The organism is Streptomyces sp. NPDC047453, from assembly GCF_040643155.1.
GTDB lineage: Bacteria > Actinomycetota > Actinomycetes > Streptomycetales > Streptomycetaceae > Streptomyces.
The window spans coordinates 1-22,526 of the sequence record NZ_JBEYTS010000079.1 but is presented as its reverse complement, the minus strand read 5'-3'; the positions used below and the strand labels follow the sequence as shown (position 1 = coordinate 22,526).

Genomic DNA, 22,526 nt, shown 5'->3' with positions numbered 1-22,526 from the left:
GAGAAAACGGGATGGGACTGACCGCGAGGATCCGCACCCGGGACGGATGGGCCGTGTCGCACGCGGTCGTCACGATGACCGACATGACGGGCACGCAGGTACTGCGGGCCGAGGCCGACGCGGAGGGCGCCGTACGGGACACTGCGGCGCTGGCACCGGGTGCGTACACAGTGATCGTCACGGCGGTCGGGTACGCGCCCGCCGCCTCCAGCGCGATCGTCACCGCGAGCGGCCGGGCCGAGGTCGGCACGGTGACACTGGCCCGGCAGGGCGGCAGCGAGCTGCCCCCGCCGGGGCCGTGGACCATCGACCCGGCGCACTCCTCGGTCGCCGCGGTCGCCCAGCACCTGGGGATCTCCAGCGTGCACGGCCGGTTCACGGACTTCGCCGGCACCGTCGAGATCGCCCCCGACGACGTCATCAAGTCCCGTGTGGAGGCGGTCATCCGCGCCGACTCCATCGACACGGGCAACGGCATGCGCGACGGCCACCTGAAGTCCCCGGACTTCCTGGACGTCGAGCGGCACCCGCGGATCACCTACCGTTCCACCGGTGTGACCGCCGCCGGCCCCGACCGCTGGACCGTCCACGGCGAGCTGGGCATGCGCGGCGTGGTCCGCCCGGTCGACCTCGACCTGGCCTACCTCGGCACCGGCGCCGACCCCTGGGGCGGCACCCGCGCCGCCTTCCGCGCGACGACCGAGCTGCGCCGCGAGGACTTCGCCATGAACTACAACCAGGTCCTCCAGGCCGGTATCGCGGCCATCGGCACCACCCTGAGGGTCGAGCTGGACATCCAGGCGGTCCAGGGCACCGTGCTCCCCACCGCGTAGTCCACCGCACCCGCGGCCCGCCCTACCGGCCGCCGGACGCAGGGCGGCCCGGGCCCGTGACGCGGGAGACCAGGTCCGTGGCCGGATCGGGGACCCACACTCGCCGCACAGGACGCCGCTCCTTCACGGGCAGACGATGCCTGCCGCGGCACTGGTCCCCCCTCCCCGGCCGTCGGTCAACTCCCAGCCGTTCACGTGGCGTTGTTCGCATCGACGATCCGGCGGGCGAGGTCGCGCAGCTTGACGTTCTCCCGCTGCGAGGCGCGCACCAGGCTGTCGAAGGCCTCCGCCGCGTCGATGTTCAGCCGCTCCATGAGGATGCCGGTGGCCTGGCCGATCAGGTCCCTGGTGCGCATCGCCTCGGTGAGCTGCTCGCGCACGGTCACCGAGTCCAGGGCGAGGCTGACGTGCGCGGTGAACAGCCGTCCGACGCGCGTCGCGACGTCGTCGAAGACGCCCGGCTTGCGGGCGTAGACGGTGAGCACGGTCAGCCGTCGCTTGTCGGCTCGCAGCCGCAGCGCGAGCGCCGAGCGCAGCCCCAGGCCGGCCAACGACGTGCCGCCGTCCTCGGTCTCACTGTCCGCCAGGTGCACGACAGGCGCATGCCACAGGTGATCCCAGTACGGCGCCGGGCCGCCCCCGTCACCGTCACCGGATCCCTCGGCGGTGCGCACGACCTCGTCGGTCCAGGCGACCGTGCGGCGGCCGCTGCCGCGCTCCAGCACCGAGATGCCGGCGTGCTCGGCGCCCGGCAGCAGGGGCACGGCGAGCCGTACGGCGGCTCGCATGGTGCTGTGCGGGGTGACCGTGTCGTGCAGTTGCCGAGCCGCCGCCGTCAGCGCTTCGGCCAGCTCGAGACCCCCCGGAAAACGGGGCAATTCAGAAAAGTCGGACGCAGGCACCACGAACCTCTTCGGCATGCACGGCCATACGGCCATGCGCAGGAGAGCTCCGCAGCACATTCCCGACTGCGAGCACAGGACGAACAGAACTTTATCTCGTCCTTCCCAGCAGGTTCCGCCTGGTTGACGATCGGCCTCGACCCCTGTGAACCGGCGGGCGGGAATGGTGGAATGGAGCCGGACGGGTCAGGAAGCGGCCTTTCGAGACCGGATGGACCCCTGCCTTCTACCAGGTGAGTGCGGTGACCCACTTCCCGAGCCCCTGCCGGGTGCGCGACCACCCCGGCCGCGCCCTGCTCGTCCTGCCCCCGGAGATCGACCTGTCCAACGCCCCGGCCCTGCGCGCCGGTGTCCTGGCCTTCGCCGCGGCCCGCGCCGGCCGGCTGGACGTGCTGGTCCTGGACCTCACCCGCACCCGCTTCATGGACTCCCAGGGCGCCCGCCTCGTCGAGGACGTACGGCATGGGCTGCCTCCTGGAGTGCTCCTCCGGGTCGTGGCGAGGCCGGACGGGGTTCCGTACCGCGTCCTGGAGGTCACCGGGGTCCGCCGCGACGTGCCCGTGCACGACGACCTGAGCGGTGCCCTCGCCTGAGCGAGCCGGGCGCAGGACACGCGACGGGCTCAGCCGGCGCCTAGGCTGCGGGTATGGCACCCGACATCGCGACCAACACCCGCGTCTCGCTGGATGAGCTGCTGGACTTCGTACGGCCCCGCCACCGCGCCCTGCTGCTGACCCGGCGGGCCGACGGCAGCCCGCAGGCCTCGCCGCTGACCTGCGGAGTCGACGACTCCGGGCGGATCGTGGTCTCCACCTACCCGGAGCGGGCCAAGACCCGCAACGCCAAGAAGGACACGCGGGTCAGCGTCGTCGTGCTGAGCGACGAGTGGAACGGACCGTGGGTGCAGATCGACGGCACCGCCGAGGTCCTCGACGCACCGGACTCCGTGGAGCCCCTGGTGGAGTACTACCGCAACATCGCGGGCGAGCACCCGGACTGGGACGAGTACCGGGAGGCCATGGTCAGGCAGGGCAAGTCGATCATCCGGATCACTCCGCGGCGCTGGGGGCCGGTGGCGACCGGCGGGTTCCCGGCACGGCTGGCAGCGCGCGACGAGTAGTCAGCCGCGGGCGACCATCGCCTCGATACCGGCGACCAGCAGGTCCAGGGCGAAGGCGAAGTCGCGGTCCAGCATCTCCGCGACCGTGTCTCCGCCGCGGGCCGCCATGAGGGTCGCGGACTCCCGGAGCACCTCGGTGGCGTCCGGGGCCCGGGTGGCCGCGCTCATCGCGTGCCGGAAGTAGTCGTCCGGGGCCATGCCCGCCTCGGCGCAGCGGGCCACGAAGTGGCCCTCGATCGTGCCGTAGCCGTACACGAACTGGAAGACGGCGGAGATCGCCCCGGTCAGCCGCTGCTCGGGCAGCCCGGTACGGCGGATGACCCGCTGCACCGTGCCCGAGAAGGCGAGCGAGTTCGGGCCGATGTTGAGGAACGTCCCGGCGAGCGGCGACAGCCAGGGGTGGCGCACCAGCAGCGCCCGGTACTCGGTGGCGAGCCGGCGCAACTGGTCGCGCCAGTCCGTCTCCTCGTCCGGTTCGGGCAGCCGCAGCTCGCCGAAGGCGGCGTCGAGGGCGAGTTCGAGCAGGTCGTCCTTGGTGTCGACGTACCAGTACACGGACATCGCCGTCACGTTCAGCTCGGCGGCGAGCCGGCGCATGGAGAACCTCGCGAGCCCCTCCGCATCCAGCAGCCGCACCGTAACCTCGGTGATCCGCTCCCGGTCCAGCCCGGACGGCTGCCCGCCGCGCCCGCCGCGGCGCGCCTTGCCCTCCAGCCAGACGCTGGTTCGCGCCGCGCCCTTGGCCCCCTGGGCTGCCTTCACCATGGCGCACCTTCCTCGACTCCTGAACCGCCGGTCGTGCCGGGCGCCCGCAGGCGCGCGGGGCGATGCCCGCAGGCGTTCCGCCGCGAGGCGCGACCGGCCACGACGAACGCGCGGCCGCGCGGCGGCGGTACCGAACGGGTTAGTGCTGTGACCAGAAAGGTTTGCGCGAGCCGGTGAACCTTTCCGGTCGCGGCACTAGTGGGCCACCACCATCCCCGAGTCTGCCCGCTCAGCCCTGCGGAGCAACGCGGCGGCCAGCAGGCCACCGAGCAGCACGGCCACCGCTCCCACCAGCTGACTGGTCTCCAGCCCGGCGGAGAACGCGTCGGTCACCTGCTTCTTCTCGGCGGCCGACCCCGCCGCGGCCAGGGCCGCCGGCAGGGACACCGCCGCGAACCGGGAGTTGAGCACCGCCCCCAAAACGGCCACCCCCAGTCCGTTGCCGAACTCCGCGAGCGTGCCGTTGATGCCCGCCCCGACACCCGCCTTCGCCGGCGGGATCGCGCTCATGATGGCGTGGGCCATGGCCGGATTGGCGATCGCGCAGCCCGCGCCGATCAGCAGCAGCCCCAGCAGTGTGCCGCCGTACCCGCCGGAGGCGAGCGTGGCGATCGACACCAGCCCGCCGGACATCAGCACCATGCCCAGGCCGATCGCCACCGGGGTGCCCAGCCGCGTCGTCCACCGGGCCGCGAGTCCGGTGAAGTTCAGCGCCACCACCGACAGGGCGAGCGGCGCGGTGCGCAGACCGGCCTCCAGGGGGCCGTAGCCGAGGACGAACTGAAGGTGCTGGGTGAGCAGGAAGAGCGCGCCGCCCATGCCGAAGGTGATCAGCACCGCCCCGGCGACCGCGCCCGTGAAGCGGCGGTCGCGGAAGAAGTGCATGTCGAGCATGGGGTAGGGGATCCGGCTCTCGTAGAACGCGAAGAGGGCGAGCACCGCCACCGCCACCGTCGCCGTGACCAGCACCCGCGTCGAGGTCCAGCCGTGCGCGGGGCCCGAGATGATCGCGTACACCAGCGAGGTCATGCCGATCGTGGACAGCAGCGCGCCGAGCAGGTCGGGCCGGTCCCCTCGGGGGTTCTTGGACTCCGGGACGAGGGCGAGGACCGCGATCAGGCCCAGTACGGCGACCGGCAGGTTGATCAGGAAGATCGCGCCCCACCAGAAGTGGTTCAGCATGAAGCCGCCGATCAGCGGGCCGATCGCGAAGCCCAGGGCGTTGACCGCGCTCCAGATGCCGATGGCCTTGGGGTGCTCGGCCGGGGCGAAGATCTGCATCGCCACGGCGAGCGTGGTGGTCAGCAGCAGCGCGCCGCCGACGCCCATGCCCGCGCGGGCGGCGATCAACTGCCCGGTGGAGTCGGCGAGTGCGGCGGCCAGCGAACCGATGCCGAACAGAACCAGCCCCGCCACCAGCATCTTCTTGCGGCCGTACCGGTCGGCGGCGCTGCCCGCGGTCAGCAGCAGCCCGGACTGCACGAGCGAGTACGCGTTGATCATCCACTGGATGTCGGAGGTGGCTGCCCGCAGCTCACGGGTGAGGGACGGGATCGCGACGTTCAGAACGGTGTTGTCCAGCAGCACGGTGAGCTGGGCGAGGCAGATGACGCCGAGGATCAGCCAGCGCTGGGGATGGCCCTGGGCGGCCTGGGAGGAGGTCTGCTCCTGCGAGGTCGTCGACATGCTATACACCGTATAAGGCTGTCGAAGCGGGCTACCGCGGCGCGTGCGGCGACGATCGGGCATCAGCGGCGCGTGCGGCGACGATCGGGCATCAGCGGCGCGTGCGGCGACGATCGGGCATCAGCGGCGCGTGCGGCGACGGCCGGACGTCAGCAGCGGGGAGAGTGTCGCCTCACGCGGCGGGCTTGATCAGGTAACCGGCCCCGCGCCGGGTGTGGATCATGGGTTCACGACCGGCGTCGATCTTCCGCCGCAGGTAGGAGATGTACAGCTCGACGACGTTGGCCTGCCCGCCGAAGTCGTACGACCAGACGCGGTCCAGTATCTGGGCCTTGCTGAGCACGCGGCGCGGGTTCCGCATCAGGAAGCGCAGCAGCTCGAACTCGGTGGCGGTGAGGTGGATGTCCTCCCCTCCCCGCGACACCTCGTGGCTGTCCTCGTCCAGGCAGAGGTCGCCGACCACCAGCACGGAGTCGGAACGCCGGTCGGCGGCACCCGAGCGCCGGATCAGCCCGCGCAGCCGCGCCACGACCTCCTCCACGCCGAACGGCTTGGTGACGCAGCCGTCCCCGCCGGCGGTCAGCCCGGCGATGCGGTCCTCCGCGGCGTCCTTGGCGGTCAGGAAGAGGACGGGCACCCCGGGCAGTTCGCGGCGCAGCCGGCCCAGGACGGTGAGCCCGTCCATGTCGGGCAGCGTCATGGCCAGGACGACGGCGTCGGGCCGGAACTCGCGCGCGGCCCGGGCGGCGTCATGCCCGTCCCGCGCGCTGCCGATCTGCCAGCCCTCGTAGCGCAGGGCCATGGAGAGCAGATCGGTGATCGACGGCTCGTCGTCCACCACAAGCACCCGGACGGGGCTCCCGTCCGGCCTGAGCAGTTCGGTGTGCCCCAGGGGCGAGGTCGTGGTCATGGGGGCCACCCTTCAGGGAGCCTCTGAGAGCAGACTTTCACTCGTCTGTGATTTCCCTGAGAAACCCACAGGAGGTTCTCAGGAAACGCCTGGGAGGCGCGGTGGGCTCAGCCGCGGCGGCCCGGAACTTCCCCGGCGGCCGGGACTTCCCCGACGGCCGGGGGCATCCCCGACGACCGGCCCGCTTCAGAACAGCCCGTCCTGCAGCCCGTTCGGCCGCCCGTCCGGTACGCCCGCCCGGTTCCGCAACTCCCTTACCAGCACGGTGAATCCCACGCTTTGGGCAGGCCGCAGCCCCCAGCCGGCCATCAGACGCGTGTCCAGCACGACGACCCCGCCACCGGCCGCCGCCAGGTGCAGATCAGGCCCGGCGGCCGCGACCAGCCCACCGCTCACCACTCCGCCCGCGACCAGCTCGGTCACCTCACCCACGGCGGCCGGCAGGCCGGCCAGCCCGAAGATCCCGGCGTGGTCGACGGGCCGGAACGGCTCCCGCTGCAGCGTCTCGGGCCAGCCACCGAGCGCACTCGCTCGCGCGTGCATCTCCTCGATCTCGGCGGCCCGCTCTTCCTCCGTCACGGGAAGCGCTGACCGTACGGCACGCTTCTCGGCGTACGGAATCCGGTCCGGGACCCCGAGCACGGCGCGCAGCAACTCCTCGGTGCGGCGCGCCGCCATGAGCGGACCCGCGCCCAGCCAGCTGAAGCAGACGGCCCCCTGCTCAAGCAACCGCGCGGAGCCCCGCTCCACGGCCGTGATCCCGGCCTTGACCAGGCCGGGCCCGAACCACGCCAGATATACGTGGTAGGGCCGCGGGTCGTCGGCGATCGTGTCCGCGGCCACGGAGTGCGCCCGCTCCAACCGCGCGCACTCCTCGCACCGCGCCCCCGCGCTCCGCCCCGGCACCGCCGCCCGGACCGGACACGCGTGCCCCCGCGCTCCCACGCATGTCCGCACTCCCCCTTCCGCGATCTCGAAGGCCACCCGTTTCCCCCACGGCAGCGCGCTCGACCGCCCGCCGTCCCACACCAGCGCGGGACCGTCCGCCGACCACCGCAGCCCCGAGCACTTCCACACCCGCGTCATCCCTTGCGAGAGTACGGGCCCCCACTGACAACGCCTCCGGAGGCGATCACACTCGGCCGTCCGGTCAGGTCCGGGCGCAAGGTTCCACGGCCGGGGAACGATCAGTCACGAACGTCGGCGACCCCGGCCCCGCGCTGCCCACGCCGCCTGACCAGATCCAGCACCAGCTCCCAGGCGGTCACAACACCGATCACCAGCCACACCACACGCACCCACGCCGCACTGCTGCTACTGGCGGCTCCCCACACAGCCACGACGAGCTGCACCACCGTCCAGCCGTTGCTGTCGAGAAAAGACCGCTCCCGCCCCTCCGACACCGCCTGCTCCCCCCCCCCGACGCCCAGCCGACGGGCGTACCCCTGAAACGACGTGCGAACGCCAACCGTTGCCCCCGCATCATCCAACAGCCCCTGAAACGCAAGAGGCCCCGGATCACGACCGTGAACTTCGTGTCGGTCGTGGACCGCCCCCTCACGTCGAGGTAGGACCGCCCCTCGTACTGCACGAGGTACGCGCACTTCGCCTCGGAGGCGCCGCCCGCCTTGAGACCCGTACAGCCGGTCACCCCGACCACCAGGACCGCCGCCACCGACAGAGTCCTCATCCACCCGCTCCGCGCCCACGGCTTCGCTTCCATCTCCCGCCCTCCGCCTCCCCGACATCACCGAAGGCCCTTCGGCCTCTCAGTGCTACGACGGAGCAGACCTCCTTTTCGTTGTGCTCGGCCTCCTGGCCGGCTTCGGTTTCCTGGCGGCCCGCCGCAGACGGCGCCGGTTATGGCTCAGGCCATGATCCGCCGGGCAGTGCGCAAGGGGTGACGGCAACGGATCGGACGATGACGACGGCGCGGTCGGTGTCCCGGTAGCCGTTTGATCAACCCCGTGCCCGTCCTCCGAGGCGGTTGCCGTCAAACACTGCCGTCAAGACAAAAGCCAGAGGCCCTGTGGATTACTCCACAGGGCCTCTGGCGTGCTGTGCACTCGGCAGGATTCGAACCTGCAACCTTCTGATCCGTAGTCAGATGCTCTATCCGTTAAGCTACGAGTGCTTGTTCTGTTTTTGTCTTTGCTTTGGGCCCTTCCGGGCCGCTCGCGGCGACAGGAAGAACATTACATGACTGCCGCCGTCATGTGAAATCCGTTCCCCCCGCCCCTTGTGACCTGCGGAAACAAGGTCTGGAGCGGGGCAGAGGCGACAACGCCGAAGCCCCGGCCTGAAGGGACCGGGGCTTCGGTGATCATGCGCGGAGGCGGAGGGATTTGAACCCTCGATGGGCTTTAAGGCCCAAACCGCATTAGCAGTGCGGCGCCATAGACCGGACTAGGCGACGCCTCCAGCACAACCGCTCACGCGAGCGCGCGAGTGGTGCGTGCAGATGATGACACAGCCGAGTGGGGTGTCACCAATCGCCCCCTACGGTACTAGGCAGGTGGGGCCCAGGGCAAAGTCCTTCTGATGGCGTCGGGCGGGCGAGTCCGGGGCGCAACGTCCGGGGGCGCGAGGCGTTAGTCCAGGCATGACGCAGATCGGATCTCTCCCAGCCCGGCGTTCCGCGGTGTCGCGGGCGCTGGCACTCGGCACCTGCGCCGTGTTCGCCGGGCTCGCCTCGGCCTCGGCCGTGCCCGCCGCCTCGGCCGCCGCGCCGCCGCCCGTCCGGATCGAGGACCGGGCCGGCGACCACCTCACCGTCACCGTGCGGCACGCGGGCGCGGGCAGGGACGGGACGTACAGGCTGTACTGCCACCCGGCCAGGGGCAGTCACCCCGACGCCCGCCGCGCCTGCGACGTGCTCGACCGGAACACGCGCTGGGGGCGGGAGCCCTTCGCGCCCGTGCCCGACGGCAGCATGTGCACCATGCAGTACGGCGGTCCTGCCACCGCCCGCATCACCGGAACGTGGGCCGGGCGCCGCGTCGACGCGGCCTACGACCGCGGCGACGGCTGCCGGATCGACCGCTGGAACCGGCTCGTGCCGCTGTTGCCCGGCCTCGGCGCCCCGAGGCCGGGCGCGGTGTCCCGTAGCGGCGCGTGGGCGGGAACGGGCGCGTAGGCAGGGGCGGGCGCGCCGGCGCGTACCCGTGTGTAGGTGGGGACGGGGAGCACCGGCACGTACCGGTGCGTAGGGACGTATCGAAGGTGTGGTGGACCGGGAGTCCGTAAAGGTCTCGCGGAGGTCGTGCGAAGTGAAATCGTCCGGTCACAGGTTCGACGTCAACTCCGCGTGCGACCTCCCTCTCATCCGGCGTCGCGGGAGCAACCTCTGCGCATAGACTCCCTCGCGTGACACGCTGCGGGCCGGTTGGCAAGATGGCCTCCGCGGTCGGCAAGGTGCGGTGACAGGGAGGAAGCGTCTCGTGAGCAGCAGGCCATCTCGAGGCGCTGCTCGCCTCGCTGCCATACTCGACGCGCTGCCCGACGCCCTGGTGCTGGTCAACGCCAACGGCACCGTCGTCAACGCCAACACCATCGCGCTGGAGGCCTTCGAGACGCCGGGCACCGCCCTCGTCGGACGGGGCCTGCTCGATCTGCTGCCGCAGTTCGACTCCAAGCTGATCCCCGGCTCCATGCGCCGCCCCGACCAGATCGACCCGCGCGCGCGGACCAAGCCCACCCGGATGACGGCGCGGCGGACCGACGGGTCCGAGTTCCCGGTCGAGGTCACGAGCGCGAATCTGGAGAACAGCCAGCAGGCTTACGACGGCCACGGCTACAGCGGCGACGAACTGCTGATGCTGGTCGTCCGCGATCTGTCCGGCACCGTCGACACCGAGGCCGAACTGGCCCGTTCGCAGCGGCAGACCGAGATGATCCTGCGGGCCGCCGCCGAGGGTGTCGTGGGCACCGACACCGACGGACGGATCGTGCTCGTCAACCCAGCCGCCGCTCAAATACTGGGCTACCGGGCCGGTGAACTCGGCGGCCGCGAGCTGCACACCCTCGTCCTGCACTCGCGCCCCGACGGCTCCCCCTTCCCGTACGGGGAGTCCCCGCTCGCCGACACCCTGCGCTCCGGGCGCAAGCACCGGGTGCGCGGGCAGGTGCTGTGGTCCAAGGCCGGCGACAAGGTTCCCGTCGATCTGACCACCGCGCCGGTGCGCGACGGCGACCAGCTCGTCGGCGCCGTCATGACCTTCACCGACCGGCGCCCCTACGACACGCTCGCCGACGAGAAGGCCGCCGAGGAGCAGCGCCACGAGGAGCAGCTCGAACAGCTCGCCGAGGAGCACGCCTCCGAACTCACCGCCCTGCGCCAGCAGCACGTCACCGAGATCGAGGAACTCACCGAGCGCCACGCGGAGCAACTCGCGGCGAACGAGGAGCGCTACGCCGCCCTCGGCGAGCGGGAGAAGGACCGCTACGAGGCGCTGGCCGGCCGGCACGAGCAGTTGCTGACCCTCCTCGGCGGCTCCCTGCGCGGGCCCCTGGACGAACTGCGCCGCGAGCTGGCCGCGCTCGCCGCGGACGACGCCGGACAGCTGTGGCCCGAGGCCAACCAGGTGCTGCACCACCTGTCGGCGGGATACTCCCGGATCACGACGCTGATCGACAACGTCCTCGGCTACCAGCGCCTCGACACCGGCAGCGAGGAGATCACCCGGACGAAGGTGATGCTGGACGCGGTCGTCGCCGCCGGTGTCGACGGCGCCATCGAGCTGATCGGCCCCGGGCGGGTGCAGTTCGCCGTGCACGCGCCGCCCATCGAGGCCGAGGTCGACCCGCGGCGTCTGGCCACCGCGCTCGCCCACCTTGTCGCGGACGTCGCAGGCGTCGACGCGACCGGGAACTCGCCCGTCTCGGCGGGCGGTTACATGGACAACACCGTCGTGGTCGCGGCGGCTCAGCGCGGTGAGGTCGTCCGGATCGAGGTGCGCGGGCCGTACGCCGGGGGAGACCCGGTGCACGAGCCGATCGTGCGCGGGATCGTCCGGGCGCACGGCGGTGTGCTCCAGACCCACGAGGTGCCGGGCATGAGCGGCAGCGCGTACGTCCTGGAGGTGCCGCTCGGCGGCGGTGCCGGCGTCGTCGCGGCCCCGGTCCAGGTTCACGCCCTGGAGCCGGCCGCGGTTTCCGAAGAGCCCACCCCGGCGGAGCCCGCCGTGCCCGAGCAGCCTCAGGGCGGCGGACGGCGGCGGGCCCGGCGATCCTCGACGGACGCGTTCCTCGAGAGCGACAGCGAGGGGGAGACCGCCGGTGCCCCGGTGGCTCCGACCGGCCGGCGCAGGCGGCGGGCGGCCGAGTCGTCCCAGGAGACCGGGCAGGTCCCGGCCCAGGACGCGGACGGCTCCGGCGGTACGGGACGGCGGCGCGGGCGGCCCGCCGACGACGCGGCGGGCGTGTCCGAGGGTGCCGTGGTCATGGCGGCCGAGCACGGCGCGGGAACGGCGGCCTCGGGTACGGGACTCGGCGGTACGGTGCCGCCGCAGGGCGTACCCGCGCCCACCGGGCGGCGCGCCCGGCGCGAGGTCGGCCCGCCCGAGGCACTGCCGGCGGCACTGCCCGCGGCTGCCGACGCGCAGCCCGAGGCCACGCAGACCGAGGCGGCACAGAGCGAGACGGTGGGCGGCGAGAACCCGACGGCGCCCGGCCCGCAGCCGACCGGGCGCCGTCGGCGTGCCCTGGCGGCGGCGACCGAGCGTGCCGCCGCGCAGGAGGCGGTTCCCCGTCCGGTCTTCGCCCTGCCGCCCGCGGAGGCGGACCGGCCCGCCGAAGGCCCGGCGGCCGCGCAGGCGCTCCGGGTGCCGGCGCAGGGCGCCCCTGCCGTCGTCCCCCTGGGTGACGACGGGCAGCACGAGGCCGTACCCCACGACCAGGCCGACGACCACACGCCGCCGCAGCCGCATCCCACGAGCGCGCCGACGGGACGCCGGCGGCGGGCGGTGGCCCAGCCGCAGGACTCCGCGGCCGCGGGCGCGACGCCCGCGCAGGGCACGGCCGGACCGGGCGTTCCGGTGCAGGCCGAGCCGGGTGGCGCCCAGGCGCTCCCGCAGCCTGTTCCTCAGGTGACTCCGGGTCAGCCCGCAGCACCGCAAGGCCTGCCTGCTCAGCCCGTCGCACCGCAGGGCGTGCCGGGACAGCCCGCCGCCCCACAGGTGACTCCCGGTCAGCCCGTCACGCCACAGGGCCTGCCCGGTCACCCCGCCATGCCGCAGGCGGCTCCCGGACAGCCGGGTGCGGGGCCGCAGACTCCCGGGCAGCAGCCCGTTGCGGGGCAGGCGCTGCCCGCGCAGCATCCGTCCGGACAGGCGGCCCTGCCGGCACAGGTGCCGTCGCCGGAGCACGGGGCCGCGGGCACGGCGCCCGCTCCCGCGCACGGCATCGCCGGTCAGCCGCTCCCCCAGCAGCCCGCCGCACTCGCTCCCGCGCAGAACCCCGCCGTCCCGGCCCCGGCTCCAGCCCAGCCCTCCGCCGGGCCGCTCCCCGCGCAGCCCGTTCCCGCGCAGGGCATCCCGGTCCCAGGCGCCCCGGCTCAGGCAGTCCCCGGCGCGGGTGGCGGCCCCGTACCGCCGAACGCCATCGGCGCCCCCATGCCCCCGGCCCAGGCCCTTCCCCAGCCGTCCGCACCCGGTGCACCCGGTACCCCGGGTACACCGCCCCACGGCACCCCGGCCGCCGCCGGCCCCGCCCTCCCGCCCGAGCAGGCGACGGGACAGGCCGCCGTACAGGCCCAGCCCACCGGGCAGCAGCCCGGCCCCGGCACCGCGGCACCGCGCGCGGCCCAGCCGTTGCCCGCCGAGGCCGCTGCGCCCGTCGACCCCAACTCGACGCAGGGGCGGGCGATCAGCGTGCGCACGCTGGGGCAGGGCGTGCCGTTCAGCCGGCAGGCGGCGCAGGCTCAGGCACCGCAGCCGCCGTCGGCCACGCCGCCCCCGCAGCCGACCGGGGGTTCCGGCCGCCGCCGCAAGCTGGGCACTCCGCCCGACCCGGCCGCCGCCGCGCGCCCGCAGACGCAGACCCCGCCGCAGGCACAGCGACCGGACCAGACGGCCCGCCCGCACCCGCCGGCCGAGCAGCCCTCCCTGGGCGGACCCGCCATGGCCGTCGGCACCGAGGGCGGCGGACGGTCGTACGCCATCGGGGCTCCGGACGAGAACGCCGCCGAGGGGCCCGAGCCACTGGACGGTCCCGGCGGTGCCGTGGAGATCGCGGACACCCCGCGGCCGCAGCCGATGGACGACGAACTGCCGCCGGAGCCGCTGGACAACCCGCGCCGGCTGCTGGTCTGGCCGGCCCCCGACATCACCACCCAGCAGGCGCTGAGCGACCGCGGCTACCGGCCGGTCATCGTGAACTCGCGCGAGGAGGTGGACGCGCAGATCGCGGCCTTCCCCGCCGCGCTGTTCGTCGACCCGCTGACCGGGCCGATCACGCGCACGGCGTTGCAGTCGCTGCGGCAGGCGGCGGTCGCCGCCGAGGTGCCGGTGCTGGTCACGGCCGGACTCGGGCAGGCGACGCGCGAGGCGGCCTACGGCGCCGATCCAGCCGTACTGCTGAAGGCGCTCGCGCCGCGCGACAGCGAGCAGCATCCGCCGCGTGTGCTGCTGATCGAGGAGCACGCGGAGATCGCGCTGGCGCTGACGGCGACGCTGGAGCGGCGCGGGATGCAGGTGGCGCGGGCCGCGAGCGACAACGACGCGGTGACGCTCGCCGGCCAGTTCCGGCCGAACCTGGTCGTGATGGACCTGATGCAGATGCACCGGCGCCGCGCCGGGATCCTGGACTGGCTGCGCGCGAACGGGCAGCTCAACCGCACGCCGCTGGTCGTCTACACGGCCGCCGTCGACCAGGCCGACCTGCCGCGGCTGGCCTCGGGCGAGACGGTGCTGTTCCTCGCGGAGCGGTCCACCAGCGCCGAGGCGCAGAGCCGGATCGTCGACCTGCTGGCCCGCATCGGTACCAACTGACCGACTGGCCCACGGCCCTACGACGCCGGGGCGCCGGGCGGGGATGCGTGGTGCTCCCCGCCCGGCGCCCCGCTGTCGTACGCGTACGCGTGCGTGTGCCGTCCGGTCCGCGGTCAGATCCGGGTGATGTCCAGTTCTCCGGCGGCGTACTGCCTGCGCAGCACCTTCTTGTCGAACTTGCCGACGCTGGTCTTCGGAACGGCCTCGATGATCGTCCAGCGTTCCGGGAGCTGCCACTTGGCGATCCCGCGCTCCTCCTGGAGGAAGACGCGCAGTGCCTCGAAGCCGGCGGTGGTGCCTTCCTTGAGGACGACGGTGGCCAGCGGGCGTTCGCCCCACTTGTCGTCAGGGACGGCGACGACGGCGGCCTCGGCGACGTCCGGGTGGGACATCAGGGCGTTCTCCAGCTCCACTGAGGAGATCCACTCGCCGCCCGACTTGATGACGTCCTTGGCACGGTCGGTGAGGGTGAGGAAGCCGTCGGGGCTGATGGTGCCGACGTCGCCGGTCTTCAGCCAGCCGTCCTCGCTGAACTTGTCGGCCGGGCGCAGCGGTTCGGCGCCGGGGCCGTTGTAGTAGGCGCCGGCGATCCACGGTCCGCGGACCTCCAGCTCGCCCGCGGACTCGCCGTCCCACGGGAGACGTTCGCCGCCGGGTCCGGTCAGGCGGGCCTCGACGCCGGCCGGGAAGCGGCCCTGGGTGAGGCGGTAGCCGAACTCCTCGTCGGTGCCGACCGCGTGGGCCGGCGGACGGGCCACCGTGCCGAGCGGGGAGGTCTCGGTCATGCCCCAGGCGTGGCAGACCCGCATGCCCAGCCGGTCGAAGGCCTCCATGAGGGAGGGCGGGCAGGCCGAGCCGCCTATGGTGACCTGGGTGAGGGCGGAGACGTCGCGGGGCCGGGCGGTCAGCTCGGCGAGCAGCCCCTGCCAGATGGTGGGCACGGCGGCCGCGTGGGTCGGCTTCTCCCGCTCGATCATCTCGGCGAGGGGAGCCGGCTGCAGGAAGCGGTCCGGCATCAGCAGGTTGACGCCGGACAGGAAGGTGGCGTGCGGCAGGCCCCAGGCGTTGACGTGGAACTGCGGGACGACCACGAGCGTGGTGTCCTGGTCGGTCAGGCCCATGGACTCGCTCATGTTGACCTGCATGGAGTGCAGGTAGACCGAACGGTGGCTGTAGACCACGCCCTTGGGGTCGCCCGTGGTGCCGGAGGTGTAGCACATGGCGGCGGCCTGGCGTTCGTCCAGCTCGGGCCAGTCGTAGGTGACCGGCTTGGCCGCGATCAGGTCCTCGTACTCGTGCACCCGGGCGTGGGAGCCGTCGAGCGGGGTGCGGTCGCCGGGGCCCGAGACGACGACGTGCTCGACCGTCTTGAGGTGCGGCAGCAGCGGGCCGAGCAGCGGGATCAGGGAGCCGTTGACGATGATGACGCGGTCGGCGGCGTGGTTGACGATCCAGGCCAACTGCTCAGCGGGCAGACGCAGGTTGAGGGTGTGCAGCACCGCGCCCATGCACGGGATCGCGAAGTACGCCTCGACGTGCTCGGCGTTGTTCCACATGAGCGTCGCCACACGGTCGTCGGCCGTGACGCCGAGGTCGTCGCGCAGGGCGTGCGCCAACTGGGCCGCGCGCACGCCGATCCCGGCGAAGGAGCGGCGGTGCGGCTCGCCGTCACCGGTCCAGCTGATCACCTGCGACGCCCCGTGGATCGTCGACCCATGGGCCAGGATCCTCGAGATCAGCAGCGGTACGTCCTGCATGGTGCTCAGCACGGCGTCCTCCCGGGGCGGCGTCGCCTACGCGGTGGTAAGGGCTGCGCTGATTCTGCTCACATACCGAGTGGTATGTCACTAGGCCTGGATGATCGATCACACAACGTTCCCTCAACGGTCAGCGCACGCGCACCAGTTCCGGGTCCTCCCGCAGCTTGCCGAGCGCCCGCGACACCGCCGACTTCACCGTCCCCACGGACACTCCGAGCACCTCGGCCGTCTGGACCTCGGAGAGGTCCTCGTAATACCTCAGGACGACCATCGCCCGCTGCCGCGCGGGCAGCTTCATGATCGCCCGCCACATGGCGTCGCGCAGCGCCTGCTGCTCCGCCGGGTCGGTCGCGCCGGGCACCGGCTCCGGTTCGGGCAGTTCGTCGCAGGCGAACTCGTCGACCTTCCGCTTGCGCCACTGCGAGGTGCGGGTGTTCAGCAGCGCGCGGCGCACATAGCCGTCGAGGGCCCGGTGGTCCTCGATCCGCTCCCACGCCACGTACGTCTTGGTGAGCGCGGTCTGCAACAGGTCCTCCGCGTCGCTCGGGTTCGCGGTCAGCGACCGGGCGGTGCGCAGCAGCAGCGGCTGCCGGGCCCGCACGTACGACGCGAAGGACGGGTACGCCGGAGTCCCGGTCGCCGGTACGGCGGCTTTCGACACGCTGGTGCAGACGGGTGTGGTCATGGCTCCACGCTAGGAGCGGCACCCGCTCCCGCGGATCGCCCGCAGGTCCCGCAGCCGGGTCCGCCTCAGGTTGTAGGGGTGGGGTCGACCGCACCTCCTGAAGGTGGAGGAACGGGGCATGTGTACTGCGGGTTCACCCCTGGGGGTCGTCCTGGACGGCGTCCCGGGCGAACGGCCCCCCGGACGCAGCCACCTGAGGCGGTCGCACGGAACACGTCTGCGCGGCGGCGCCGAAGCACCGCCGCCCAGAGGTGTGTTACGTCCCCACGAGCACACTCACCAGGGGGTTCAGGGCCGGCAGGTCCCCAGAGTGCGCACCGGCCCGCCCCGGCTCACCACAGACGGGTGAAGTGGATGACGACGTTCTTGTTGCCCTGCTGGATGGCCGTGAACGCGGAGCGGTTGACCTGCGCGGTGTTGCTCTGGTTCGAGGCGCCCGAGCCGACCGCCTGCTGCTGCGTGGTGGACGAGTTGCCGCTGTTGTCGCGGCCGACCCCACTGCCGACGACGCCCGCGACGCCCGCGATCGATCCGTCGCCCGCGATGGCTCCCGTGCCCGCGGCGGCGACGCCGGTGAAGAGCGCCGCGGCGAGGGGGATGGCCGCCGCGGCGGCGAGAACACGGGCGGTACGGATGCTTGCCATGTTGCTCCTCCAGTACGAGGTACACACCGGCCGCCTTGCCGGGGAGTACGTGAAGTACGGCTTTCGCCTGGGCAGTTGGCCGACCGCCCGGGCCTTCTCACGACGTCGCGAGATCAGAGTTGCCCACCGGAACCCGGCGAACCACCCCGGAACACCTGATTCGCACGTAAGCGTGAGGACATATCGATAAACCCCTTTCACCACCTTTCCTGCCCCCGTAGGCTTCGACGAGGGCGACTCGGGCCACTGCTCCCCAAGCACCCCAAGGGCTGAGGCGTTCCTCCCGAGGCCGCCCGAAAACCCCGCCCCATGGCGCGCCTCGCCCGCCCCCTTTCCTTTTTCGAACGTGCGTACGAACATAGATGCATGGCCACCATCGACCGGCAGGCCACGACGCTGGCCCTCGCGCACGCCCTGTCAGCCGCCGAACGCGGACTGGCCGTGATCCCCCTGTCCCGGACGAAACTCCCGGCCCTGCGCTCCCCTCACCGCGACGGCCCAGACCCGGTGGGCCCGCCCGGTCCCCCCTGCCACGGTGAGTGCGGCCGCTTCGGCCACGGGGTGTACGACGCCTCCACCGACCCCGCCCGCATCCGGGACCTGTTCGCAGCCGCACCCTGGGCCACCGGCTACGGCATCGCCTGCGGACTGCCCCCGCACCATCTGATCGGCGTCGACCTGGACACCAAGACCGGCACGAACGCCTCGGCGGCCCTGCGTGAGCTCGCCCTGCGCCACCTGTTCACCATCCCCGCCACGGTGGTCGTCCTGACCCCCAGCGGCGGTCGCCACCTGTGGCTGAGCGGGCCGCCCGACGTCGTCGTCCCCAACTCGGCCGGACGCCTGGCCCCCGGCATCGACATCCGCGGCGCCGGCGGCTACCTGGTCGGCCCCGGCTCCCGCACCGGACACGGCGTCTACGCCACCGCCCCCGGCACCGCGCACCTCGCGCCGGCCCCCTGCCCGCGCGCCCTCCTGCGCCTTCTGCTCCCCCCGCCCCGCACCGCCCGCCACCCGGTTCCGCCCTCGGCGGGCCGGCACGGCGAGGGCCTGGTGCAGTTCGTCCTGGGCGCCCACGAGGGCCAGCGCAACACCCGCCTGTTCTGGGCGGCCTGCCGCGCCTACGAGGACGGCATCGGCCCCGCCCTCGTCACCCCGCTGGTCGACGCGGCCCTGCGCACCGGCCTGACCGAACGCGAGGCCCGCGCGGCCATAGCCTCCGCGGCCCGCCTGACGGGCCACCGTCCCTGAGCCCCCGACGAGAACGGCCCCGAACGGGCGCCGGATCATCGGCACGGCCGGCTCCGGCTGCCGGTCGCACGGCGGCGGTCTCGGAACCACACTGGTCAGTGGGGCGCCCCCGCTGGAGGCGCGTCCCCACGACGGAAGGACGGATCCATGCCCACGGACACGCCTCCCGGCCCGCTCCGGTTCCTGGTCTTCGGCGCGGCACTGCGGACCGGTTCGGCCAACGCACGCCTCGCCTCCCTCGTGGCCCGGCTCATCTCCGACACCGGTGCGACCGTCGACCTCGCCGGCATGCACGACTTCGACATGCCCTTGTACGACGGCGACATGGAGGCGACCGACGGGCTGCCGCAGGGCGCCCTCGCCCTGCGCGACCGACTCGAGCAGAGCGATGCCTTCGTCATCTCCTCGCCGGAGTACAACGCCTCGGTGCCGGGAGTGCTGAAGAACGCGATCGACTGGGTCTCCCGTGTCCGGCCGCAGCCGTTCAAGAGCAAGCACGCGATGCTCGTCTCCGCCTCGCCGTCCCTGATCGGTGGCAACCGCGGGCTGTGGGCCCTGAGGGTTCCCCTGGAGCACCTGGGCACCCGCGTCTACCCGGACATGTTCAGCCTGGCCGACAGCTACCAGGCCTTCACCGAGGACGGGACGCTGGCCGACACAGGGCTGCAGCAACGTCTCACCGAGACCGTGTCGGGTTTCCTGAGCCTCGTCGAAGCGGACGTGCGCTACGTCTGCCTGGAACGCCGGTGGTACGAGTTCCTGGGAGACCGCACCGAGGCGGCCATCACCCAGCGGGCCGAGTCGTGATGCTGCGAGTTGGCCACAGGTCGGCCGCACGCCCTGGTCAGCGATGGGAAACCGGTGAGTCCGGGGGAGACAAGGTCACGCGGAAGGGGTGCCGCTCCGGAGAGTAGCACCCCTTCTGACCTGCAAGCTTCTGGCCTGCTGCGGTGGGTGTGGGATTTGAACCCACGGTGACATCGCTGCCACGACGGTTTTCAAGACCTTTCGGCGATCACGACCGTTGACCGCTGAGCCGCAGGTCAGACGCGTGCAGGGACCCCCGCGGAGCCATCACCGTCGTCATCGTGCCCCCTACGTGCCCCATGGTCGTCATCGTGCCCCCTGAGCCAGGCATCCGAGGCTTGGGCCACCTGGTCATCGCGACCGGCGACCGGCCGAGCGTAGTGCCGGGTCGTCACGCTCGCGTTCGAATGCCCGAGGCGATGCGCGGCAGTCATGACGCCGTAGCGGTCGGCGACCCACGTTCCGCGGGAGGCCCGAAGATCGTGCGGAGTTACGTCGGTGAGGCCGGCCGCCGAGACAGCAGGGTCGAAGTACGCCTTGCGCCACTGGTTGTAGCGCAGGGGCCTGCCCGCGGGCGTGGTGAACAACAGCGCGCATTCACCGCCGGGCAGCTCTTCGAGGTAGGCCACGAGCCGCTTCGCCAGCGAGGGAGCCAGCCGCAGAAGCCGCTTCTGATGAGACTTCGGGGTGTCGAAGACGAGGACGCCGTTCGCTTCGGCCAAGTTCTCGTCCACCAGGAGGAAGCCGCCAGCGACGTCCACGTCCGAGCGCCGAAGAGCGAACGCTTCACCCACGCGCAGACCGGCGAAGGCGAGCAGCGCGATCAGCAGGTCATATGGTTTCTCTGCATTGCGCACGATGCGTGAGGCTTCCAGCGGCGTGACGATGCGCGGTTCGGTCTGCGGCATGCGCGGAAGCCGAACGCCACGGCACGGAGTCTGCGAGATCAGGTCGTTGTCCATGGCCGACGCCATCATCTGTGACAGCACCCGGTACGCCTGTCGGATACGTGAAGCGCTCAGCCCCTCAGTGCGCATCGCGGCCACCCACTCAGTCCCGCGGACTCCCGCATCAGCTTCGCTCAGGGGCGGCACGGACGCGCCGGCATGGCCCGCACGATGGCGCTCGCCCGGGCCCGCGGCGACCTGGTCAAGGTGCTGGACGCCGACGACATGCTCACCCCTGGGGCGCTACTCAGGGACATCACCGTCCTGACCGAGCAGAGCCGGGTGGCCTGGACGACCTCACGCGTCCTCGACCTACTGCCGGACGGCTCGACCGTCGGCTGCGAGGGCGACCCCCCGGCCGGACCGATCGCCCAAGGCGCAGTCCTGGAACGGTGGCGAACGCACGACTACCGGGCGCAGGTGCATCCGGCGACGCTGTGCGCCCGACGCGACCTTGTGACCGCGTTGGGCGGATGGATGGCGCTCCCGGCCTCCGAGGACACCGGCCTCTTGATGGCCCTGAACGCCGTGAGCACCGGGTGGTTCATCGAGGAGTGCGGCTTGCTCTACCGCAAGTGGCCCGGGCAGAGCACTGCTCAGGACGCCCACCACCATGAAGCCGAGCGGCGTGCCCGAATGAAGATCATTGAGGAACGCGCCGAAGCGTTGAGCAAGCTCAGCACATGGCAACTCTGAGCCCGACCTAGTAGTGCTGTGACCGGGAAGGTTCACCGTGATCGGAAGGCGGCTCGTGGGACGAGCGCACGCGAAACGGCTGGTATTACTGGGGCATGCAGGAAGAGACCGCACGCTCCGCGATCGACACGTTCATCTCCGCGTTCAACGCCTCGGACGACAGCTATGTGACTGCCCTGCTCTCCCAGGCCCTGACCTCAGACGTGGTCTTCTGGGGGCCGTTGGGTCGCAGCGAAGGAATCGGGGCGGTCGAGCGGTTCGTGCTGGACGTCCGACGCCACCCGGCGGGGACCGGCACGATGGTGCGCTGCTCAGCGGTGGACATGCCTGACGAATGGGCCCGGTACCAGTGGGTCTTCACCACGCCTGATGGAGGCCCCCGCCTGGCGGGAACGGATGTCGTCCATCTGCGACGGAGCCTCATCGACCAGGTCATCGTCTTCGCGGGGGAGATCGAGCCGTTCGCCTCCTGAGTCATCCCTCTGTCGCTGTCCTTCTCCTGAACTTGCCCCGTCGGCGTTCGGGGGCTGCTGTTCGCGGTTGGTCAGGCCGCGGTGTTGAGGGGGCGTCCGCCCCAGCGAATGCCCTTTTCGCTGCGGGTGCGGGCGCGTTCCTTGCGTTGGGCGGCGAGTACGTCGGGGTGGCGGGCGTTGGTGTTGCTCCAGCCCAGGTAGCGGTGCAGTGCCTGGGTTTGCGCAGGCTAGGTGCCCTGACCAGAAAGGATTGCCGGAAACTCGCAGCGTCCAGCATGGACGGACCTCGCCAACCCTCTCTAGGCTGGCGTCCGCCTACGAAAGGGGGGTGTGGGGTGAACGGCAATCCGCTGTACCACTGGATTGGGCTGGCCGTGTCGACGGCGGTCATGCTGCCGGTCCCGGTGGCGATGCTGGCAGGGTGGACACCGCCGTGGATGCGGAAGCGGCAAGCAGGGATGCGGCTTCGCGCCTACGGCTTCCTATGCTTCTACGCCCTTGTGCTCCTCAACAGCATCCCCCGGATCGCCGACGCCTCCTTCGAGACGGTCATGGCCTGCATGAACGTCGGCTTCGGCTTCATCGCCGCCTCTGCCGTCCTGTTCCTGCTCGCGGAGCGTAAGGATTCACGTGCCCAGGCAGCTGGCCCCGTCGAACCTACGCGGTCACAGCACTAGATAGGCCCCGGGCGGTGCGCGGTAAGAGTTTCCCTACTTCATCAAGCACCCGTCGTCGCTTCGCTCCTCCGGGCGGGCACACAGTGCATGAGGTCAGAACACGTCGTGGCTGGGGCGGTCGGCTCCGCGACTTTAGCCAGCCACTTTGGCGCGAGCCTCGCAGATCATGGCCCCAACGTCGTGCTTTAGCGGGCAGGTCCACAAGCCTGCCCGATCCGCGGGCCAGCGTAAGGGGCCATGATCACTCGCGCCAAAGCAGCTCCGTAAGTTGGAGGTGGCCCGGGAGGGCCGGATGTGGCTTCAAAGCAGCTTGCCGACCGTGGCTTGCCTGGAGTGGCCGTCCGGCTCTCCAGGGCGCCCTGGTCGCTGATTGAAATGCGCG

Annotated in this window: 18 protein-coding genes, 3 tRNA genes and 3 pseudogenes; 10 read left to right on the top strand and 14 right to left on the bottom strand. The window is 72.0% G+C overall.

Annotated features, from left to right (window positions below):
- Positions 1–11 precede the first annotated feature (11 nt).
- Positions 12–833, top strand: coding sequence for a YceI family protein (locus ABZ818_RS36450; RefSeq protein ID WP_361424641.1), 822 nt, complete (start codon positions 12–14; stop codon positions 831–833).
- A gap of 191 nt (positions 834–1,024) precedes the next feature.
- Here ABZ818_RS36450 and ABZ818_RS36445 read toward each other — a convergent pair whose 3' ends face one another.
- Positions 1,025–1,753, bottom strand: coding sequence for a GAF and ANTAR domain-containing protein (locus ABZ818_RS36445; protein ID WP_361424670.1), 729 nt, complete (start codon positions 1,751–1,753; stop codon positions 1,025–1,027).
- Positions 1,754–1,977: 224 nt separating this feature from the next.
- Between ABZ818_RS36445 and ABZ818_RS36440 the strand changes: the two genes are divergently transcribed.
- Both ABZ818_RS36440 and ABZ818_RS36435 read left to right on the top strand, forming a co-directional pair.
- Complete coding sequence (locus ABZ818_RS36440) at positions 1,978–2,328, top strand: STAS domain-containing protein (protein ID WP_361424639.1); 351 nt, start codon at positions 1,978–1,980, stop codon at positions 2,326–2,328.
- 53 nt (positions 2,329–2,381) lie between these two features.
- Positions 2,382–2,855, top strand: a complete 474-nt coding sequence (locus ABZ818_RS36435) for a PPOX class F420-dependent oxidoreductase (protein WP_361424636.1) — start codon at positions 2,382–2,384, stop codon at positions 2,853–2,855.
- Here the strand turns inward: ABZ818_RS36435 and ABZ818_RS36430 are convergent, their stop codons facing one another.
- The 7 genes from ABZ818_RS36430 to ABZ818_RS36400 all read right to left on the bottom strand — a co-directional run bounded on the left by ABZ818_RS36430 (position 2,856) and on the right by ABZ818_RS36400 (position 8,637).
- Positions 2,856–3,620: a TetR/AcrR family transcriptional regulator gene (locus ABZ818_RS36430; protein ID WP_361424633.1), complete on the bottom strand. Its 765-nt coding sequence runs from the start codon at positions 3,618–3,620 to the stop codon at positions 2,856–2,858.
- Between the two features lie 195 nt (positions 3,621–3,815).
- Entirely contained in the window at positions 3,816–5,306 is a 1,491-nt protein-coding gene (locus ABZ818_RS36425; protein WP_361424630.1) for an MFS transporter, read from the bottom strand.
- Positions 5,307–5,478: 172 nt separating this feature from the next.
- Positions 5,479–6,216, bottom strand: a complete 738-nt coding sequence (locus ABZ818_RS36420) for a response regulator transcription factor (RefSeq protein WP_361424627.1) — start codon at positions 6,214–6,216, stop codon at positions 5,479–5,481.
- A gap of 186 nt (positions 6,217–6,402) precedes the next feature.
- Complete coding sequence (locus ABZ818_RS36415; RefSeq protein WP_361424624.1) at positions 6,403–7,302, bottom strand: DUF2797 domain-containing protein; 900 nt, start codon at positions 7,300–7,302, stop codon at positions 6,403–6,405.
- A 101-nt stretch (positions 7,303–7,403) separates the two neighbouring features.
- Entirely contained in the window at positions 7,404–7,619 is a 216-nt protein-coding gene (locus ABZ818_RS36410; protein ID WP_361424621.1) for a hypothetical protein, read from the bottom strand.
- Positions 7,620–8,277: 658 nt separating this feature from the next.
- Positions 8,278–8,350: transfer RNA gene (locus ABZ818_RS36405), tRNA-Arg, on the bottom strand.
- A 196-nt stretch (positions 8,351–8,546) separates the two neighbouring features.
- Positions 8,547–8,637, bottom strand: a tRNA-Ser gene (locus ABZ818_RS36400).
- A 181-nt stretch (positions 8,638–8,818) separates the two neighbouring features.
- On the opposite strand from ABZ818_RS36400, the gene ABZ818_RS36395 reads away from it, so the two are divergent.
- Positions 8,819–9,352 carry an SSI family serine proteinase inhibitor gene (locus ABZ818_RS36395; RefSeq protein ID WP_361424618.1) on the top strand — a complete coding sequence of 178 codons (534 nt, stop codon included), beginning with the start codon at positions 8,819–8,821 and terminating at the stop codon, positions 9,350–9,352.
- A 304-nt stretch (positions 9,353–9,656) separates the two neighbouring features.
- Positions 9,657–14,204: a PAS domain-containing protein gene (locus ABZ818_RS36390; RefSeq protein ID WP_361424615.1), complete on the top strand. Its 4,548-nt coding sequence runs from the start codon at positions 9,657–9,659 to the stop codon at positions 14,202–14,204.
- Between the two features lie 113 nt (positions 14,205–14,317).
- Here the strand turns inward: ABZ818_RS36390 and ABZ818_RS36385 are convergent, their stop codons facing one another.
- From ABZ818_RS36385 to ABZ818_RS36375, 3 genes are all read right to left on the bottom strand, one after another.
- Positions 14,318–15,973, bottom strand: a complete 1,656-nt coding sequence (locus ABZ818_RS36385) for a long-chain fatty acid--CoA ligase (protein WP_361424612.1) — start codon at positions 15,971–15,973, stop codon at positions 14,318–14,320.
- A gap of 118 nt (positions 15,974–16,091) precedes the next feature.
- Positions 16,092–16,649, bottom strand: a complete 558-nt coding sequence (locus ABZ818_RS36380) for a SigE family RNA polymerase sigma factor (protein WP_361424609.1) — start codon at positions 16,647–16,649, stop codon at positions 16,092–16,094.
- Between the two features lie 332 nt (positions 16,650–16,981).
- The gene (locus ABZ818_RS36375; RefSeq protein WP_361424606.1) at positions 16,982–17,293 is read right to left on the bottom strand and encodes a hypothetical protein; all 312 of its coding nucleotides are present in this window, start codon (positions 17,291–17,293) and stop codon (positions 16,982–16,984) included.
- A gap of 366 nt (positions 17,294–17,659) precedes the next feature.
- On the opposite strand from ABZ818_RS36375, the gene ABZ818_RS36370 reads away from it, so the two are divergent.
- Together ABZ818_RS36370 and ABZ818_RS36365 are read left to right on the top strand one after the other, a co-directional pair.
- Positions 17,660–18,544, top strand: coding sequence for a bifunctional DNA primase/polymerase (locus ABZ818_RS36370; protein ID WP_361424603.1), 885 nt, complete (start codon positions 17,660–17,662; stop codon positions 18,542–18,544).
- 147 nt (positions 18,545–18,691) lie between these two features.
- The gene (locus ABZ818_RS36365) at positions 18,692–19,351 is read left to right on the top strand and encodes an NAD(P)H-dependent oxidoreductase (RefSeq protein ID WP_361424600.1); all 660 of its coding nucleotides are present in this window, start codon (positions 18,692–18,694) and stop codon (positions 19,349–19,351) included.
- A gap of 144 nt (positions 19,352–19,495) precedes the next feature.
- Here the strand turns inward: ABZ818_RS36365 and ABZ818_RS36360 are convergent.
- Positions 19,496–19,584, bottom strand: a tRNA-Ser gene (locus tag ABZ818_RS36360).
- A 3-nt stretch (positions 19,585–19,587) separates the two neighbouring features.
- Positions 19,588–20,403, bottom strand: a pseudogene (locus ABZ818_RS36355) (tyrosine-type recombinase/integrase); the annotation flags it as partial.
- A gap of 3 nt (positions 20,404–20,406) precedes the next feature.
- On the opposite strand from ABZ818_RS36355, the pseudogene ABZ818_RS36350 reads away from it, so the two are divergent.
- Positions 20,407–20,994: pseudogene (locus ABZ818_RS36350) on the top strand (glycosyltransferase family A protein); the annotation flags it as partial.
- A 95-nt stretch (positions 20,995–21,089) separates the two neighbouring features.
- Positions 21,090–21,467 carry a nuclear transport factor 2 family protein gene (locus ABZ818_RS36345; RefSeq protein ID WP_361424597.1) on the top strand — a complete coding sequence of 126 codons (378 nt, stop codon included), beginning with the start codon at positions 21,090–21,092 and terminating at the stop codon, positions 21,465–21,467.
- Positions 21,468–21,538: 71 nt separating this feature from the next.
- On the opposite strand, the pseudogene ABZ818_RS36340 reads toward ABZ818_RS36345, so the two are convergent.
- Positions 21,539–21,688, bottom strand: a pseudogene (locus ABZ818_RS36340) (IS630 family transposase); the annotation flags it as partial.
- A 114-nt stretch (positions 21,689–21,802) separates the two neighbouring features.
- Between ABZ818_RS36340 and ABZ818_RS36335 the strand changes: the two are divergent.
- On the top strand, positions 21,803–22,144 hold the full coding sequence (locus ABZ818_RS36335) for a hypothetical protein (protein WP_361424594.1): 342 nt from the start codon (positions 21,803–21,805) through the stop codon (positions 22,142–22,144).
- The last annotated feature ends 382 nt before the right edge of the window (positions 22,145–22,526 follow it).